The organism is Streptomyces tibetensis, from assembly GCF_007655005.1.
Classification (GTDB): domain Bacteria; phylum Actinomycetota; class Actinomycetes; order Streptomycetales; family Streptomycetaceae; genus Streptomyces; species Streptomyces tibetensis.
The window spans coordinates 88,398-103,723 of sequence record NZ_SZVW01000022.1 but is presented as its reverse complement, the minus strand read 5'-3'; the positions used below and the strand labels follow the sequence as shown (position 1 = coordinate 103,723).

General features: G+C 73.3%; 15 protein-coding genes. 6 read left to right on the top strand and 9 right to left on the bottom strand.

The window, feature by feature from the left end:
- Positions 1-12: 12 nt before the first annotated feature.
- The 3 genes from FDO69_RS32495 to FDO69_RS32485 form a co-directional block, all read right to left on the bottom strand.
- Positions 13-903 carry an NAD(P)-dependent oxidoreductase gene (locus tag FDO69_RS32495; protein WP_104785324.1) on the bottom strand — a complete coding sequence of 297 codons (891 nt, stop codon included), beginning with the start codon at positions 901-903 and terminating at the stop codon, positions 13-15.
- A gap of 142 nt (positions 904-1,045) precedes the next feature.
- A complete protein-coding gene (locus FDO69_RS32490) occupies positions 1,046-2,293 on the bottom strand; it encodes an ROK family protein (protein ID WP_104785321.1) in 1,248 nt (415 codons plus the stop codon).
- Positions 2,290-3,024 carry an alpha-ketoglutarate-dependent dioxygenase AlkB family protein gene (locus FDO69_RS32485; RefSeq protein WP_234388191.1) on the bottom strand — a complete coding sequence of 245 codons (735 nt, stop codon included), beginning with the start codon at positions 3,022-3,024 and terminating at the stop codon, positions 2,290-2,292. Before FDO69_RS32485 ends, FDO69_RS32490 begins: the two co-directional genes overlap by 4 nt.
- 68 nt (positions 3,025-3,092) lie before the next feature.
- Here FDO69_RS32485 and FDO69_RS32480 point away from each other — a divergent pair, with 68 nt between their 5' ends.
- Positions 3,093-4,223, top strand: coding sequence for a methyltransferase (locus FDO69_RS32480; RefSeq protein ID WP_104785462.1), 1,131 nt, complete (start codon positions 3,093-3,095; stop codon positions 4,221-4,223).
- On the opposite strand, the gene FDO69_RS32475 is transcribed toward FDO69_RS32480, so the two are convergent.
- Together FDO69_RS32475 and FDO69_RS32470 are read right to left on the bottom strand one after the other, a co-directional pair.
- Positions 4,213-5,073, bottom strand: a complete 861-nt coding sequence (locus FDO69_RS32475; RefSeq protein ID WP_104785317.1) for a class II fructose-bisphosphate aldolase — start codon at positions 5,071-5,073, stop codon at positions 4,213-4,215. The two genes, FDO69_RS32480 and FDO69_RS32475, sit on opposite strands and share 11 nt — an antisense overlap.
- A gap of 116 nt (positions 5,074-5,189) precedes the next feature.
- The gene (locus FDO69_RS32470; protein ID WP_104785314.1) at positions 5,190-6,071 is read right to left on the bottom strand and encodes an SIS domain-containing protein; all 882 of its coding nucleotides are present in this window, start codon (positions 6,069-6,071) and stop codon (positions 5,190-5,192) included.
- Positions 6,072-6,205: 134 nt separating this feature from the next.
- Here FDO69_RS32470 and FDO69_RS32465 point away from each other — a divergent pair, with 134 nt between their 5' ends.
- Positions 6,206-6,985 (top strand): DeoR/GlpR family DNA-binding transcription regulator, encoded by a 780-nt coding sequence (locus FDO69_RS32465; protein ID WP_104785459.1) that lies wholly within the window; start codon positions 6,206-6,208, stop codon positions 6,983-6,985.
- Positions 6,986-7,121: 136 nt separating this feature from the next.
- Positions 7,122-8,948 (top strand): glycoside hydrolase family 15 protein, encoded by a 1,827-nt coding sequence (locus tag FDO69_RS32460; protein WP_104785309.1) that lies wholly within the window; start codon positions 7,122-7,124, stop codon positions 8,946-8,948.
- A 3-nt stretch (positions 8,949-8,951) separates the two neighbouring features.
- On the opposite strand, the gene FDO69_RS32455 is transcribed toward FDO69_RS32460, so the two are convergent.
- Positions 8,952-9,926 carry a hypothetical protein gene (locus FDO69_RS32455; RefSeq protein ID WP_104785306.1) on the bottom strand — a complete coding sequence of 325 codons (975 nt, stop codon included), beginning with the start codon at positions 9,924-9,926 and terminating at the stop codon, positions 8,952-8,954.
- A gap of 199 nt (positions 9,927-10,125) precedes the next feature.
- Between FDO69_RS32455 and FDO69_RS32450 the strand changes: the two genes are divergently transcribed.
- Together FDO69_RS32450 and FDO69_RS32445 are read left to right on the top strand one after the other, a co-directional pair.
- Positions 10,126-10,338, top strand: a complete 213-nt coding sequence (locus FDO69_RS32450; protein WP_104785303.1) for a heavy-metal-associated domain-containing protein — start codon at positions 10,126-10,128, stop codon at positions 10,336-10,338.
- A gap of 3 nt (positions 10,339-10,341) precedes the next feature.
- Positions 10,342-12,591, top strand: coding sequence for a heavy metal translocating P-type ATPase (locus FDO69_RS32445; RefSeq protein WP_104785301.1), 2,250 nt, complete (start codon positions 10,342-10,344; stop codon positions 12,589-12,591).
- A gap of 12 nt (positions 12,592-12,603) precedes the next feature.
- On the opposite strand, the gene FDO69_RS32440 is transcribed toward FDO69_RS32445, so the two are convergent.
- The gene (locus FDO69_RS32440) at positions 12,604-13,260 is read right to left on the bottom strand and encodes a class I SAM-dependent methyltransferase (protein ID WP_104785298.1); all 657 of its coding nucleotides are present in this window, start codon (positions 13,258-13,260) and stop codon (positions 12,604-12,606) included.
- 136 nt (positions 13,261-13,396) lie between these two features.
- Between FDO69_RS32440 and FDO69_RS32435 the strand changes: the two genes are divergently transcribed.
- On the top strand, positions 13,397-14,095 hold the full coding sequence (locus FDO69_RS32435) for a phosphatase PAP2 family protein (protein ID WP_104785295.1): 699 nt from the start codon (positions 13,397-13,399) through the stop codon (positions 14,093-14,095).
- Between the two features lie 63 nt (positions 14,096-14,158).
- Here FDO69_RS32435 and FDO69_RS32430 read toward each other — a convergent pair whose 3' ends face one another.
- Together FDO69_RS32430 and FDO69_RS32425 are read right to left on the bottom strand one after the other, a co-directional pair.
- On the bottom strand, positions 14,159-14,611 hold the full coding sequence (locus FDO69_RS32430) for a phospholipase (RefSeq protein WP_104785292.1): 453 nt from the start codon (positions 14,609-14,611) through the stop codon (positions 14,159-14,161).
- 116 nt (positions 14,612-14,727) lie between these two features.
- Complete coding sequence (locus FDO69_RS32425; RefSeq protein ID WP_104785289.1) at positions 14,728-15,321, bottom strand: hypothetical protein; 594 nt, start codon at positions 15,319-15,321, stop codon at positions 14,728-14,730.
- Positions 15,322-15,326: the final 5 nt, after the last annotated feature.

The window sequence follows — 15,326 nt, the reverse complement described above, 5'->3', positions numbered from 1 at the left end:
GGGAGGAACCTCCTAGGAGTCGGTCTTCTCGTCGAAGCTGGCGAAGTAGGCCGCGACCATGTCCTCGTCGGCGTGACCCTGGGCGGCGGCCCGCTCCATACGGGCGACGGTCGCTTCGGCGACGTCCAGGCGGACACCGTTCTCCGCGCCGGCCCGGACGATGAGCCGGGCGTCCTTGGCGGCGGTGCCCACCGCGAACTGGGGCGGCGTGAGCCTGTCTTCGAGGACGAGATCGGACTTGGCGCGCAGATAGCCCATGTCGAGGGGGCCGCCGGCGACGAGGTCGAAGAAGCCGTGCGGGTCGACGCCGAGGGCCTTGGACAGGGCGAGGGCCTCGCCGACGGCGGCCGTGACGGCCAGGACCCAGCTGTTGGCCACCAGCTTCAGCCGGGTGGCACCGGCCTGCGCTCCGTCCTCGCCGCTCCACACGGTCCGGGCGCCTACGGCGTCGAAGACCGGCGTCACCTTCTCGCGGCCCTCGGTGGGGCCGGCCGCGAGCACGGTCAGCTTCCCGGCCTCGGCGGGCTGGCGGGTGCCGAGGACGGGGGCGTCGTAGAAGACCAGGCCGTGGTCGCGGGCGAAGGCGGCCAGCTCGGCGACGCCCTCGATGCCCGCGGTGGTCGACTGCACCCAGACGGTGCCGGGTCGCAGGGCGGGGGCCGCCTCACGCATGGTGGTCAGGGCCGCGGGGCCGTCGTAGAGCATGGTCAGGACGACATCGGCGTCCTGGACCGCCTGCGCGGGGCTGTCGGCGATTTCCACGCCCTCGTCGGCCAGTGGCTCGGCCTTGGCACGGGTGCGGTTCCAGGCGTGGACGGTATGTCCGGCCCGGGCGAGATTGCGGGCCATCGCGGCGCCCATGATGCCGGTGCCCAGGACGCTCACGGTGAGTGTGTCGGTCATTGCGTCAACTTCCTCGGTGGTGCGGTGCGGGCGGACTGCCTGCGGATCAGCCTGCCCGCTCAGCGGCGCGCCTTCCCGGAAGCGGCGCGGACAAGCCTGACACCAGTGGGGTCACTCTCGCGGCCTCGCGACCGACGACCGCTCACGCCCGCGGGGCCAGCGCCCCCAGCGGATCGTCCAGGACCGGCTGCCAGGCCAGTTCCGCCGCGCCGACCAGGCTGTTGTGGTCGAGGGTGCAGGGCAGGATGGGGACACCACCGCTCTGGCCCCACAGGCTGCGGTCGGCCACGACCGCGCGCAGGCGGCCCGGGTCGGCGTCGAGGAGGGTGCGGTGCAGGCCGCCGAGGATGATGCGGTCCGGGTTGAGGATGTTGACCAGGCCGGCGAGTCCGAGGCCGAGGCGGTCGATGAGGGCCTCGGCGGCGGTGCGGACGCCCGGGTCGTCGTAGTGGTGGCGGATCAGGTCGATGGACTGCTGGAGCAGGGACACCTCGGGGCCCGGTTCGCGTCCGGCCTCCGTGAGGAAGGCCAGCGGGTCGGTCTCCACGTCGAGGCAGCCGCGGCTGCCGCAGTGGCAGGGGCGGCCCTCGGGGTGCACGGTGAGGTGCCCGACCTCCAGCGCGAGGCCCGAACTGCCCCGGTGCAGGCGGCCGTCGAGGACGAGCGCGCCGCCGACGCCGCGGTGGCCGGTGGCCACGCACAGCAGATCACGGGAGCCACGGCCGGCGCCGTGCCGGTGCTCGGCGAGCGCGGCGAGGTTGACGTCGTTCGCGGCGAACGCGGGTCCGTCGATGCCGGCCGCGCGCACCTGCTCGGCGAAGATGTCCCGCACGGGCGCGCCCGCGGGCCAGGCCAGGTGGAGCGGGTTCAGCGCCAGCCCCTCGGGTTCGGCGACGGCGGAGGGTACGGCGAGGCCCGCGCCCACGCACCGCAGCCCTGTCTCGCGCAGCAGTTCGGCACCGGCCGTGACGACCGAGGCCAGCACCTTGGCCGGGTCGGCGTCGACGACCTCGCAGCCGGGCGCGGTGGCGACGATCCGGCCGCCCAGTCCGACCAGCGCCGCCCGGAACCCGTCGGCGTGCACCTGCGCGGCGAGCACGACGGGCCCGTCGTCGGCGACGGCCAGTCTGTGGGAGGGCCTGCCCTGCGAGCCGGCCGCCGCGCCGGGGCGGGCGTCGACCCGGATCAGCCCGAGTGCCTCCAGCTCGACGGCGACGGCACCCGCGGTCGCCCGCGTCACCCCGAGCTCGGCGGTGAGCACGGCCCGGGTCGGGGCGCGTCCGGTGTGCACGAGCTCCAGTGCGGGTCCGAGCGCTCCGCGCCCCCGGTCCAGCCGCGCCCTCGAAGTGCTCCCGTTCCCCGACTGCCGGGGGTCCGCCTTCCCGCTCATGAGGGCGAGTCTCCCATGATCCGCCGGGACGGTGGCCGAGCGTGCCCGCCGGGCCTCGCCGTGCGGCCGGGGTCGCCGTCCGGCGGGCGCCGCAGGCCGCTCACCCGGAGCGTGATGTTGAGCCGCCCGGTCAGCCCCAGCCCCGGCGATGCCGTCCCGGGGTGGATGCGGGGGACCCCGTGATAGGCGAGACGGGAGGGGCCGCCGAAGACGAACAGGTCGCCGCTGCGCAGCTCGACGTCGGTGTAGGGACGGGTGCGCGTCGCGGTGTTGCCGAAGCGGAAGACGCAGGTGTCGCCGAGGCTGAGCGACACCACCGGGGCGTGCGACTTCTCGTCGCTGTCGCGGTGCATGCCCATGCGGGCGTCGGCGTCGTAGAAGTTGATCAGCGCGATGTCGTAGTCCGGCGCGGGTCCCCCGAGGGTGTCGCGGACGGCCCGGCGGCCCAGTTCGCCGAGCCACGGCGGGAACGGCTTCACCGGCGCGCCGTCCCCGTCGGCGACCGTGCGGGCGTAGGCGTACGGGTACCAGTGCCAGCCCAGGCAGACCTGCCGGGCGGTCATGGTGCCGCCGCCTGGGGTGCGGACCGTGCGCAGCCCGGCGGGTGGCCGGGCCCAGTCGCGGCAGGCGTCGAGCAGCTCCGACTGGCGTACCGCGTCCAGCCAGTCGGGCAGGTGCACGGCGCCGGGCGCGACCTGCGTACGGGCCCTCGGGAACAGCTCGGCGTCCATGCCTTCCATGGTGCCCGACACACCCTGAGCTGCGGCTCGGCTAGCCTGGTCGCACGATGGACGACCGCATGAAGACGCCGTGGGGCGAGCCGGCGCTGACCCGTTTCCCCGAGGACCCGCGCGACCGGCTGCGCGCCTGGGACGCCTCGGACGAGTACCTGCTGAGGTATGTGGCCGCGGAGCGGGTGCCGCTGGACGGCTCGGTCGTGGTGCTCGGGGACCGCTGGGGTGCGCTGGTCACGGCGCTCGCGGCGCACCGGCCGGTGCAGATCACCGACTCCTGGCTCGCGCAGGAGGCGACCCGCGCCAACCTCGCGCGGGCCGGGGTCGAGCCGGGGTCGGTGCGGCTGCTCACCACGCAGGATCCGCCGCCCGGGCGGATCGACGTGCTGCTGGTTCGGGTGCCCAAGAGCCTGGCGCTGCTGGAGGACCAGTTGCTGCGGCTGGCGCCGGCGGTGCACGCGGGGACGGTCGTGGTCGGCACGGGCATGGTGAAGGAGATCCACACCTCGACGCTTCAGTTGTTCGAGCGGATCCTCGGCCCGACCCGCACCTCCCTCGCCGAGAAGAAGGCCCGGCTGATCTTCTGCACGCCGGACCCCGCGCTGGAGCGGCCCGCCAGCCCGTGGCCGTACGTCTACACGCTGCCGGACGGCATCGGTCCCGCCTCGCGCGGGACGGTCGTCAACCACGCCGGGGTGTTCTGCGCCGACCGGCTCGACATCGGGACGCGGTTCCTCCTCCGCCATCTACCCGAGGGGCGGGGTGGCCGGGTGGTGGACCTGGGATGCGGCAACGGCGTGGTGGGTACGTCGGTGGCACTGGCCGACCCGGGTGCCGAGGTGCTGTTCGTCGACGAGTCGTTCCAGGCCGTGGCCTCGGCGGAGGCGACGTACAAGGCGAACGGCGTGCCGGGGCAGGCCGAGTTCCGGGTCGGGGACGGGCTGGCGGGCGTGCCGTCCGGCAGTGTCGACCTGGTCCTGAACAACCCGCCGTTCCACTCCCACCAGGCGACGACGGACGCCACGGCCTGGCGGATGTTCACCGGGGCGCGGCGCGCGTTGCGGCCGGGCGGGGAGCTGTGGGTGGTCGGCAACCGGCACCTGGGCTACCACGTCAAGCTGCGGAAGCTGTTCGGCAACAGCCGGCTCGTGGCGAGCGACCCGAAGTTCGTGGTGCTGAAGGCCGTCAAGCGGTAGCGGCGCCGAGGGTCTGCAGGGTCCTCGCCACCGTCCGGGTCATCGCCTCCCGCGCGAGGGTCAGGTAGCTGCGCGGGTCGACCTCCTCGGGCCGGTCGGTGAGGAACTCCCGGATCGCTCCGGTCAGCGCGATGTTCAGGGCCGTGCCGATGTTGACCTTGGTGATGCCGCCCGCCACGGCCGCCGTGAGTTCCTCGTCCGGGACGCCGGAGGAGCCGTGCAGGACGAGCGGGACGTCCAGTGCGGCCGACAGGCGTTTCAGCAGGGCGTGGTCGAGGGCGGCGGTGCGGGTGGTCATGGCGTGGGAGCTGCCGATGGCGACGGCGAGGGCGTCGACACCCGAGTCGGCGACGAACGCCCGTGCCTCGTCGGGGTCGGTGCGGGCGCCGGGGGCGTGCGCGTCCAGCGGGGGTCTGCCGTTCTTGCCGCCGATCTGGCCCAACTCGGCTTCGATCCACAGCCCTTGGGTGTGCGCCCAGGCGACCGCTGCCCGGGTCGCCGCGAGGTTCTCCGCGTAGGGCAGCTGGGCCGCGTCGTACATCACGGAGCTGAACCCGGCGTCCGCGGCCTGGTGCAACAGGGTGTCGCTCTGCACATGGTCGAGGTGCAACGCGACCGGTACGGCGGCGTGTTCGGCCGCGGTGAGGGCAGCGCGGGCGAGCGGGAGCAGCTGTCCGCCGCGGAATTTCACCGCGTTCTCGCTGACCTGGAGGACGACAGGGGTGCGGACCGACTCGGCGCCCGCGATGACGGCCTCGACGTGCTCCAGGGTGATGACGTTGAAGGAGGCGACGGCCGAGCGGCCGGCTGCGGCGGAGGTGACGAGTTCGCCGGTGGTGGTGAGGGGCACGTGGTCTCCTGGGGCCTGTGGTCCGGTTCAGGTCGCGGGGATCGGCTGCGGCCCGTGGTCGCCTCACGTGTGCGGGGCCACGCCCCCGCGGCGTGGTCCGGGCGACAGGCCCCGGGTCAGGGCGCGAGGATCACCGAGCGCGTGAGGTGCCGCGGGCGGTCGGGGTCCAGTCCGCGGGCCGCGGCGACGGCGACCGCGAGGCGCTGGGCGCGGACCAGTTCGGCGAGCGGGTCGAGGTGTCCGGCGATCCACGACGCGCCGGTGCCGCGCACCTGTTCGGGGAGTCCGTCCGGCGCGTCCCCGAACATCCAGGTCGCCGTGCCCGCTGTGCTGACGCTGATGGGGCCGTGCCGGTACTCCATCGCCGGGTAGGCCTCCGCCCAGGCCAGGGCGGCCTCGCGCATCTTCAGCCCGGCCTCGTTGGCCAGGCCGACGGTCCAGCCGCGCCCCAGGAAGGTGAACTGCCCGCATTCCACGAGTCCTTCGGGCACCGGCTCGGTCAGGGCGGTGCGCGCGTCGGTGACGGCGGTGCCGGGGTGGAGGCCGAGGTGGGCGCGCAGCAGGGTGAGAGCTGTGGTCGCGAACCGGGTCTGCACGACGGAGCGTTCGTCGGCGAAGTCCAGGACGGCGAGGTCGTCGGCGGCCGTCATCACGGGCGTGTCCGGGTCGGCGGTGATCGCGGTGGTGCGGGTGCCGTCCCTCAACCGGGCCAGCAGGTCCAGGACTTCGGTCGTGGTGCCGGAGCGGGTCAGGGCGACGACCCGGTCGTAGCGGCGGCCGTGGGGGAACTCCGAGGCGGGGAAGGCGTCGGTCTCGCCCTGGCCCGCGCCCTCGCGCAGGGCCGCGGCTGCCTGTGCCATGAAGTACGAGGTTCCGCAGCCGACGATCGCGACCCGCTCCCCCGGCGCCGGCAGCGCCTTCAGGAACCGGGGCGCCTGGGACGCGGCGCGCTCCCAGCACTCGGGTTGGCTCGCCAGTTCGTCCTCGACATGCGTCATCTCGCACCCTCCACTCCACGCGCCCGGCGGATCTGATCGTTCCTGCAAGATAATGCCACCTTTCGAGCATCATCAAGCATCCGGTGGGGTTCAGGTGCGCTAGGGTCGCCGGAGATCGAGACGTGGAGGTGCGGATGTCGCGCGACGCCCGCTGGAAGGCGCTGCTGGAACTGCTCGTGGAGCGCGGCCGGCTGGACGTCGAGGACGCGGCGGCGGAGCTCGGGGTGTCGGCGGCGACGATCCGCCGTGACTTCGACGGGCTCGCCGAGCAGCAGATGCTGGTGCGCACCCGGGGTGGCGCGGTCGTGCACGGCGTGTCCTACGAGCTGCCGCTGCGCTACAAGACGGCCCGCCACGCCTCGGAGAAGCAGCGCATCGCCAAGGCGGTGGCGGAGCTGGTGGCGCCGGGCGAGGCAGTCGGACTGACCGGGGGGACCACCACGACCGAGGTGGCTCGGGCCCTGGCCGTGCGGGGGGACCTCGGGTCAGGGGCGCACGCGCTGACCGTGGTGACGAACGCCCTGAACATCGCGAACGAGCTGGCGGTGCGGCCCCAGTTCAAGATCGTGCTGACCGGCGGGGTGGCGCGGGCCCAGTCCTACGAGCTGGTCGGGCCGCTCGCGGACGGGGTGCTCGGGCAGATCACCGTCGACGTGGCGGTGCTCGGTGTCGTCGCCTTCGACGTCACGCACGGTGCGGCGGCGCACGACGAGGCCGAGGCGGCGATCAACCGGCTGCTGTGTGAGCGGGCGGAGCGGGTGGTGGTCGCCGCAGACTCCAGCAAGCTCGGGCAGCGGGCGTTCGCCCGGATCTGCGCGGCCGAGGCGGTGGACACGCTGGTCACGGACACGGCGGCCGACGCGGAGACGGTACGGCGCTTCGAGGAGGCCGGGCTGCGGGTCGTCACGGTCTGACGGCGGCGGGGCGGTGGCGGCGATCCGACGGCGGCGGGGCGGCAGCGGCAATCCGACGGCGGCGGGGCGGCAGCGGCGATCCGACGGCGGCGGCTCTAGGCTTGGGCTGAGGCGCCGACCGGGCAGGGAGGCTGTCATGGACGGAGCGGCACAGGACCGGGGCGGGCGGCGGTACGTGCCGATCGCGGAGCACGGGCTGATCGGCGATCTGCGCAGTGTGGCCCTGGTGGGGACCGACGGCACGATCGACTGGTACTGCTGCCCGGCCTTCGACGCGCCGAGCGTGTTCGCCTCGATCCTGGACGCCGAGCGCGGTGGCTGTTTCGAACTGGCGGCGTCGGTGCCGGCCCGGACCAAGCAGTTCTACTTCCCCGACACCAACGTGCTGATCACCCGGTTCTTCACCGAGGACGGGGTCGGCGAGGTGCAGGACTTCATGCCGGTCGGCGGCGGTCCGGCCGAGGCCGAGCGGCACCGGCTGATCCGGCGGGTGGTGTGCGTACGGGGCTCGATCCCGTTCCGTACGCGGGTGGCGCCCCGGGTCGACTACGGCTCCCGGCCGCACACCGTGCGGCTTGCCGGCGACACCGCGGTGTTCGAGACCGAGGGGCTGGCGCTCGCGCTCACCGCGACCGTGTCGCTGGAGACGGACGGGCCGGACGTCCGAGGCGACTTCAAGCTCACCGAGGGCGAGACGGCGGTGTTCGCGCTGGACAAGGTCGGCGGCGAGGTGACGCCCCGCCGGTGTGCGCGCACGGAGGCGGAGGAGCAGTTCGCGGCGACGGTGGCGTACTGGCGGCGCTGGCTGTCGGCGTCCCGGTACAAGGGCCGCTGGCGGGAGATGGTGCACCGTTCGGCCCTGACGCTGAAGCTGCTCACGTACGCGCCGACCGGGGCGATCGTGGCCGCGCCGACGACGAGTCTGCCCGAGGAGCTGGGCGGCGAGCGCAACTGGGACTACCGGTACGTGTGGGTGCGCGACGCGGCGTTCTGCGTCTACGCCCTGCTGCGACTGGGCTTCACTGGGGAGGCCGAGGCGTTCATGGACTTCGTGACCCGGCACATCAGCCCGGGCGACGGCAAGGTCTCCGGCCCGTTGCAGATCATGTACGGCATCGACGGACGCACCGAGCTGCCCGAACGCACCCTGGACCATCTGGAAGGGCATCACGGCTCGGCGCCGGTGCGGGTCGGCAACGCCGCTGCCGACCAGCTCCAGCTCGACATCTACGGCGCGCTGATCGACTCGATCTACCTCTACGACAAGTGGGCCAAGCCCATCTCCAGCGGCCACTGGGACGACGTGTGCGCACTGGTGGACTGGGTGTGCGCGCACTGGGACCAGCCCGACGAGGGGATCTGGGAGACGCGGGGCGGGCGCAGGAAATTCCTGTACTCGCGGCTGATGTGCTGGGTGGCGATCGAGCGGGCCATCCGGATGGCCAACCGGCGCGGCCTGCCCGCCGACCTGCCGCGCTGGCGGGAGTGCCGCGACACGATCTACCGGCGGATCATGAGCCGGGGCTGGTCCGAGCAGCGCCGAGCCTTCGTCCAGCACGAGGACGGGGACGTGCTCGACGCGGCCGTGCTGATGATGCCGCTGACGAAGTTCATCGCCCCCACGGATCCGAAGTGGCTGTCGACGCTGGACGCGCTCACCGAGGAGCTGGTGTCGGACTCGCTGGTCTACCGCTACGACCCCCGCTCCAGCCCCGACGGGCTGCGCGGCGACGAGGGCACGTTCTCCATCTGCTCGTTCTGGTATGTCGAGGCGATGGTGCACGCCGGCCGGATCGACGAGGCACGGCTCGCCTTCGAGAAGATGCTGACGTACGCCAACCATCTCGGCCTCTACGCCGAGGAGATCAGCCACACCGGGGAGCAGCAGGGCAACTTCCCACAGGCGTTCACGCACCTCGCGCTCATCAGCGCGGCCTTCAACCTGGACCGGGCGCTCGGCTGACGCTCAGTGCCCGTGGGCGTCCTCCGCATGCCCCTCGGGGGTACCGGAGTCGGCCGCCGCTCCCCCGGCGCGGACGGTGAACGCCGCCGTGTGGACCTTGCCGTCGTGCTTGAAGTCGAGGAACAGGCGGTAGGCGCCGGAGCTGGGTGCGATGGCCGTGAACGAGATGTCCGGGCCGGGCCTGGTCGTGCCGTCGCCGGGTTCGCCGTTCGGGTGGACGTGCAGGTAGGCGAGGTCGCTGGAGCGCAGCGCGACCAGATGGCCGTAGGCGCCGAGGTAGGGCTGGAGGTCGGTGACGGGCTTGCCGTCGCGGGAGACCTTCAGCTTCAGCTCGCTCGCCTTGCCCGGGTGCAGGGCGCCGGCCAGCTTCACGTCGTAGCCGTTGATCCGGGCCGTGGTGCTCGCGGGCGGCAGTTGCCGGGCCTCGTACGGGCCGGAGGCGGCGAGGTCCGCGCCGAGGGTGAGGTTCTCGGCGTTCTTCTTCGCCGGGGAATCCTTCGCCGGGGTGAAGTCGGCGAAGACGCGGTAGCCGCCCGCGCGGGGCAGGTCCAGGGGTGTGCTCCAGGTGCCGTCGGCGGCGCGGGTGGGGTGCAGATGCCGATAGGTGACCAGGTCACGTGAGGCCACGATGAGGTGCAGTTCCTTGTCGTGCTCGCGCTGGTAGGCGGTGAGCGCGCGGCCGCCGGTGTCCCGGACGGTGAAACGCAGGTCGGCCGGCCTGCCCGCGGTGACGCGCGGGGTTTCCAGGTCGAGCGTGTAGCCGCCCTCGGCGATCTGCAGTCCGCCGGCCGGGGGTGTGTCGTGTCCGGAGTGGCCACCGCCTTCCGACTGCTCCTGCGGGGGCCGGCCGTGTTCGTCTCCGTGCTTCGGGGGACTGTCGGCGGCGACGGGGCCGACGCCCTGTCCGATGCCGTAGGCCGCGCCGAAGGTCGCTGCCAGGGCGGCGGCGAAGGTGGTGATCCTCAGTCCGGTGTTCATGGCCGTCGGCTCCTTCAGATATCGGGCCTCCCGCTCGTTGCGGGGCCTCCATGCATTTTCACGATACCCCTGGGGGGTATTCAGTCAAGTCCCTCTCGCGCTTGCATCATATACCCCTGGGGGGTATACCTGAAGGTGGTGAGGAGATACCCCCACCCCGCATTCACCGCATCTGTTGTATCGCCCAGAGGAGGCACCGATGCCCACCACCGCCTACGCCGTCTCCGGAATGTCCTGCGGCCACTGCAAGGCCACGCTGACCGAGGTCATCGGCGAGCTGGACGGCGTCCGCGGTGTCGAGGTCGACCTCGACACCGGCCATGTCACCGTCACCAGCACCGTCGAGCCCGACGACGCCGCGATCGCGGAGGTCGTGGACGAGGCCGGCTACGAGCTGACCGGGCGGGTCTGAGTCATGAGCACCGGTACGACGACCGGCACCGAGACCGAGGTCGAGCTCGCCATCGGCGGCATGACCTGCGCCTCCTGCGCGGCACGCGTCGAGAAGAAGCTCAACCGCATGGACGGGGTCACCGCGACCGTCAACTACGCGACGGAGAAGGCCAAGGTCGGCTACTCCGGTGACGTCTCCGTCGGCGATCTCATCGCCACCGTCGAGGCCACCGGGTACACCGCGCGGGAGCCCGCGCCCCCCGCCGAGCAGGACGACACGGGTGTGGAGGCCGACGAACTGCGGCCGCTGCGCGAGCGGTTGGTCACCGCGGTGGTGCTCGCGGTACCCGTCGTGGCCATGGCGATGATCCCGGCGCTGCAGTTCGCGTACTGGCAGTGGCTGTCGCTCACTCTGGCCGCACCCGTCGTGACGTACGCGGCCTGGCCCTTCCACAGGGCGGCGTTCACCAACGCGCGGCACGGCGCGGCCACCATGGACACCCTGATCTCGCTGGGCACCTCGGCCGCCTTCCTGTGGTCGCTGTGGGCGCTGTTCCTCGGCACCGCGGGCACACCGGGCATGACGCATCCCTTCGAGCTGACCATCGAGCGCACGGACGGCGCCGGGAACATCTACCTGGAGGCCGCCGCGGGCGTGACCGCCTTCATCCTGGCCGGGCGGTACTTCGAGGCCCGCGCCAAGCGCAAGGCGGGCGCGGCACTGCGCGCGCTGCTGGAGCTGGGCGCGAAGGACGTCACCGTGCTGCGGGCAGACGGCCGTGAACAGACCGTCCCGGTAGGTGAGTTGAAGACCGGGGACCACTTCCTGGTCCGGCCCGGCGAGAAGATCGCGACGGACGGGACGGTCGAAGAGGGTTCCTCCGCGGTGGACGCCTCGATGCTCACCGGTGAGTCCGTCCCGGTGGAGGTGGGCGCGGGCGACCCCGTCACCGGCGCCACGATCAACGTCGGCGGGCGGCTCGTCGTGCGGGCCACCCGGGTGGGCGCGGACACCCAACTCGCCCGGATGGCCCGGCTGGTTGAGGACGCGCAGAACGGCAAGGCCGCCGCGCAGCGGCTCGCGGACCGGATCTCTGCCGTGTTCGTGCCGGTGGTGATCGCCCTGGCGCTCGGCACGCTGGGCTTCTGGCTGGGCAACGGCGTCGGGCTGACGGCCGCCTTCACCGCGGCGGTCGCCGTCCTCGTCATCGCCTGCCCCTGCGCCCTGGGGCTGGCGACGCCGACCGCGCTGATGGTGGGCACCGGGCGGGGCGCCCAGCTCGGCATCCTGATCAAGGGCCCGGAGGTCCTGGAGTCCACGCGCCGGGTCGACACCGTCGTCCTCGACAAGACCGGCACGGTCACGACCGGCCGGATGACGCTGCTGGCCGTGCACACCGCCGAGGGCACGGAAGAAGCCGAAGTGCTGCGGCTGGCCGGGGCGCTGGAGCACTCCTCCGAGCATCCGATCGCCCGGGCCGTCGCCGACGGGGCGCTGGAGAAGCTGGGCGCGCTGCCCACGCCCGAGGACTTCGCCAACGTGCCCGGGCTCGGTGTGCGGGGCGTGGTCGAGGGCCACGCGGTGCTCGTCGGACGGGAGCGGCTGCTGGCCGACTGGGCGATGGAGCTACCCGAGGGCCTGGCCCGTGCCAGGGCGGCGGCCGAGGACGCCGGGCGCACAGCTATCGCCGTCGCGTGGGACGGCGAGGCACGTGCGGTGCTGGAGGTGGCCGACGCGGTGAAGGACACGAGCGCGGAGGCCGTCGGCCGGCTGCGGGCGCTCGGTCTCACGCCGATCCTGCTGACCGGCGACAACGAAGCGGTGGCCCGGTCCGTCGCCCGCGAGGTGGGCATCGAGGAGGTCGTCGCCGAGGTGCTCCCTCAGGACAAGGTCGAGGTGATCAAGCGCTTGCAGACGGAGGGCCGGTCGGTGGCGATGGTCGGGGACGGTGTCAACGACGCCGCGGCCCTCGCCCAGGCCGATCTCGGTCTGGCCCTGGGCACCGGCACGGACGCCGCGATCGAGGCCGGCGACCTGACGCTCGTCCGGGGCGATCTGCGGGCCGCGGCGGACGCCGTCCGGCTCGCCCGCCGCACGCTCCGCACGATCCGCTCGAATCTGTTCTGGGCCTTCGCCTACAACGTGGCGGCCCTGCCACTGGCCGCGGCCGGCCTGCTCACCCCCATGATCGCCGGGGCGGCGATGGCCTTCTCCTCGGTCTTCGTGGTCGGCAACTCGCTGCGGCTGCGCACCTTCCGTGCCGCCGACTGAGGCACCGAGGGGTCAGAGGCGCCGCCACACCAGCGTGTAGCGCCAGAACAGGCGCCGACGCAGCCGGACACCGGGGAGGACGGCCCGGGCCTCGCGTGCGATCTCGGAGAAGGTCAGGTCCGCCGGACGAGTGGGTGCGGTCATCGAGACCGGGCGGGGCGCCGGGCGACCCCGGTTCTTCAGCAACGCCATGAGGACGTTGAGCGGGATCGACGCGATGCCGAGCAGGTGGTCGACGGGCGTGTGCTCCCGGGCCACGCCGACGATCACCAGGGTCCCACCGGGGGCGAGATGGTCACGGAAGGCCTTGAGGGCCTCGGGGAACGGCAGATGGTGGAGGGCGGCGACGCAGGTGATGACGTCGTACGACCGGCCACCGAGACCGGTCAGCGCGTCGGCCGCCGTGTACGTCACGGGGGCCGCCCGCGGGGTCAGCTCCCGCGCCCGGGCCGTGATCGCCGGGTCGGCGTCGATTCCGTGCACACGGGCGGCCCTGCCGGTCAGCAGCCGGGCCAGGTCGCCGCTGCCGCATCCCACATCCAGGGCACCGCCCACCCGCTCGGGAAGCTGCCGCAGGATCCAGCGGTGGAAGTGGGCGTTGTGGTCCCAGGGCCGGGCGGCGTGGAAACGCTCCAGTGCGCGCAGGGTGCGGCGGGGCAGCAGAGGCATGTGCTCAGTGTTCCGGATCACCGGGGTGGTCGTCCGCCGTCCGGGCACCCGGAGGGTACCGGCTCGCAGGGGCGCCGAGCGTGCGCCGGGCGTGAGCCGGTACCTTGCTGGGGAAGGCCACTGCGGGGAGAAGCACATGACCGATCCGACGACCACAGACGCGGACGCCCCCCGTCCGCTTCAGCACTCCCGGGGCTTCGCGAGTCGGCCCGGCCGGCTCCTGAGCGCCGTGTTCGGCGATCTCAGGGCCGTGGACGGCGCCCTGTACGCGGCGGTGGCCGCCACTCCCACGCCGACCCTGGACCGGACGCTGCGCCATCTGTCGCACGCGGCCGACCACTCGAAGATCTCGTTCGCCATCGCCGCCGCCCTGTCCCTGGCCGGGAAGCGACCGCGCAAGGCCGCCCTCGCGGGCGTCGGTGCGATCGCCGTGGCATCGGCCTCGGCCAACCTGCTCGGCAAGCGCCTGGTGCGCCGGGCGCGGCCGGACCGGGAAGCGGCCCGGGTGACGGTGGACCGGCATGTCAAGATGCCGACCTCCGCCTCGTTCCCGTCCGGGCACACGGCGTCGGCGGTCGCCTTCGCCACCGCCGTCGGCGTGGTCCTGCCGCCCGCGGCGGTACCCCTCGGCGCGCTGGCGAGCGCCGTCGGCTACTCCCGCGTGCACACGGGCGTGCACTACCCGGGCGACGTGGCGGCGGGCGCGGTCCTCGGCATCGCGAGCGCGGCGGCGGCCCTGGCGGCAGCGGCGGCCACCCCGTCGGCGAGGACCGAGGCCCTCCTCGCGGCGGCCCGTTCGTGGCCGCGGATCAGCGTCGGCGCTCTGCGCCGGTGAGCCGCGGCTCGGCCGGGCGCGGGGCGCCACCCCGCTGCCCGGCGCCCTCGCGGTGACGAACCGTCAGCCGAAAGCCCGCACGGCCTGGTAGTAGGTCCAGGCCGTGCTGGTGCAGGAGGTCTTCGTGCCGCCGCTGTAGGCCGCGCACACCCTCTTGAGGTCTTCGTAGAAGGCGCTGTCGAGCCGGGACTTGTTGGCGCTGAAGGTGCCCGCCGCCTTGTAGTTGCGGTAGCCGAAGTCGTGACGGGCGCAGGACATCGAGAAGGGGAAGCCGAACGGGTTGTCCGGCGAGGAGGAGCAGTAGTCGGTCGACCAGTCGAAGGCGTACGCGGCCCATGCCGACTGGTTGGCCCGGGCGGCGGCCCAGGTGCTGTAGCTGGACGCGCTGGTCTGCGTCCAGTTCGCGAGCACCTGCGGCTTGTCGGCAGGAGCGGCGCTCGCGCTCGTGGCGGCGCCGACCACGGTGACGAGGGTCAGGGTCGTGGCGGCAAGACCGGTTGCGAATCTGCGGTGCATCCCACACCTCCATGAGGCTGCGACCCGCCCATCGAGCCGCAGGTTCATGACAAGAGGATGACCAACTCGTCCCCGTGATCACACCTGATGTGCACCAATGACTGCTGAACTTCCGGCTATTGAGGGAGAACGGCAGCGGACCTGCGTACGTCGACGGCGGTGAGCGCCAGGGCCAGTGGCCCGGGGGCGAGGAAGGCCAGCGGCAGCAGCATCCAGGCGCACAGCGCTGCCGTCGCCACGGCGAGCAGAACCAGGCCGCTGCCGCCCACGTCCGCCACGGCGTCCCGGCCGGCCCCGCGCACCGCGGCCCGCCAGTCGGTGAGCGACTCGGGGCGCCCGCAGGCGCGCAGCCCGACCACCACCGCGCCCGTGCCGATCACCGCGGCCGCCACCGCGAACCCCGGCGCTCCCGGCAGTCCGGCCCCGGCCAGCGCCACATCGGCGGCGAACACCAGCAGACCCGCAAGGGCGACGGCCCCCGCCACCAGGTCGCCGGCGCGCAACCGCCGCCGCAGCAGGGCGAAGTACCGCCCCGCCGTGACGGGTTGGCCCACTCCCGCTCCCCGCAGCACGGCGCACGCCGTCGACAGCGCGGCCGGGACCGTGACCAGGGGCAGGCAGGCCGCCGCCGTGGCGAGTCCGATGCTCAGCACGTCGGCGAACAGCGTCATGCGCGGGCCGAACACCTCGCCCGTGTCCCTCGCTGCCATTTCCC

Bases quoted from the DNA above. Each gene is read 5' to 3' on its own strand.
- FDO69_RS32495 (WP_104785324.1), bottom strand. From the start codon at position 903: ATGACCGACACACTCACCGTGAGCGTCCTGGGCACCGGCATCATGGGC.
- FDO69_RS32490 (WP_104785321.1), bottom strand. From the start codon at position 2,293: ATGAGCGGGAAGGCGGACCCCCGGCAGTCGGGGAACGGGAGCACTTCG.
- FDO69_RS32485 (WP_234388191.1), bottom strand. From the start codon at position 3,024: ATGGACGCCGAGCTGTTCCCGAGGGCCCGTACGCAGGTCGCGCCCGGC.
- FDO69_RS32480 (WP_104785462.1), top strand. From the start codon at position 3,093: ATGAAGACGCCGTGGGGCGAGCCGGCGCTGACCCGTTTCCCCGAGGAC.
- FDO69_RS32470 (WP_104785314.1), bottom strand. From the start codon at position 6,071: ATGACGCATGTCGAGGACGAACTGGCGAGCCAACCCGAGTGCTGGGAG.
- FDO69_RS32465 (WP_104785459.1), top strand. From the start codon at position 6,206: ATGTCGCGCGACGCCCGCTGGAAGGCGCTGCTGGAACTGCTCGTGGAG.
- FDO69_RS32460 (WP_104785309.1), top strand. From the start codon at position 7,122: ATGGACGGAGCGGCACAGGACCGGGGCGGGCGGCGGTACGTGCCGATC.
- FDO69_RS32455 (WP_104785306.1), bottom strand. From the start codon at position 9,926: ATGAACACCGGACTGAGGATCACCACCTTCGCCGCCGCCCTGGCAGCG.
- FDO69_RS32450 (WP_104785303.1), top strand. From the start codon at position 10,126: ATGCCCACCACCGCCTACGCCGTCTCCGGAATGTCCTGCGGCCACTGC.
- FDO69_RS32445 (WP_104785301.1), top strand. From the start codon at position 10,342: ATGAGCACCGGTACGACGACCGGCACCGAGACCGAGGTCGAGCTCGCC.
- FDO69_RS32440 (WP_104785298.1), bottom strand. From the start codon at position 13,260: ATGCCTCTGCTGCCCCGCCGCACCCTGCGCGCACTGGAGCGTTTCCAC.
- FDO69_RS32435 (WP_104785295.1), top strand. From the start codon at position 13,397: ATGACCGATCCGACGACCACAGACGCGGACGCCCCCCGTCCGCTTCAG.
- FDO69_RS32430 (WP_104785292.1), bottom strand. From the start codon at position 14,611: ATGCACCGCAGATTCGCAACCGGTCTTGCCGCCACGACCCTGACCCTC.
- FDO69_RS32425 (WP_104785289.1), bottom strand. From the start codon at position 15,321: ATGGCAGCGAGGGACACGGGCGAGGTGTTCGGCCCGCGCATGACGCTG.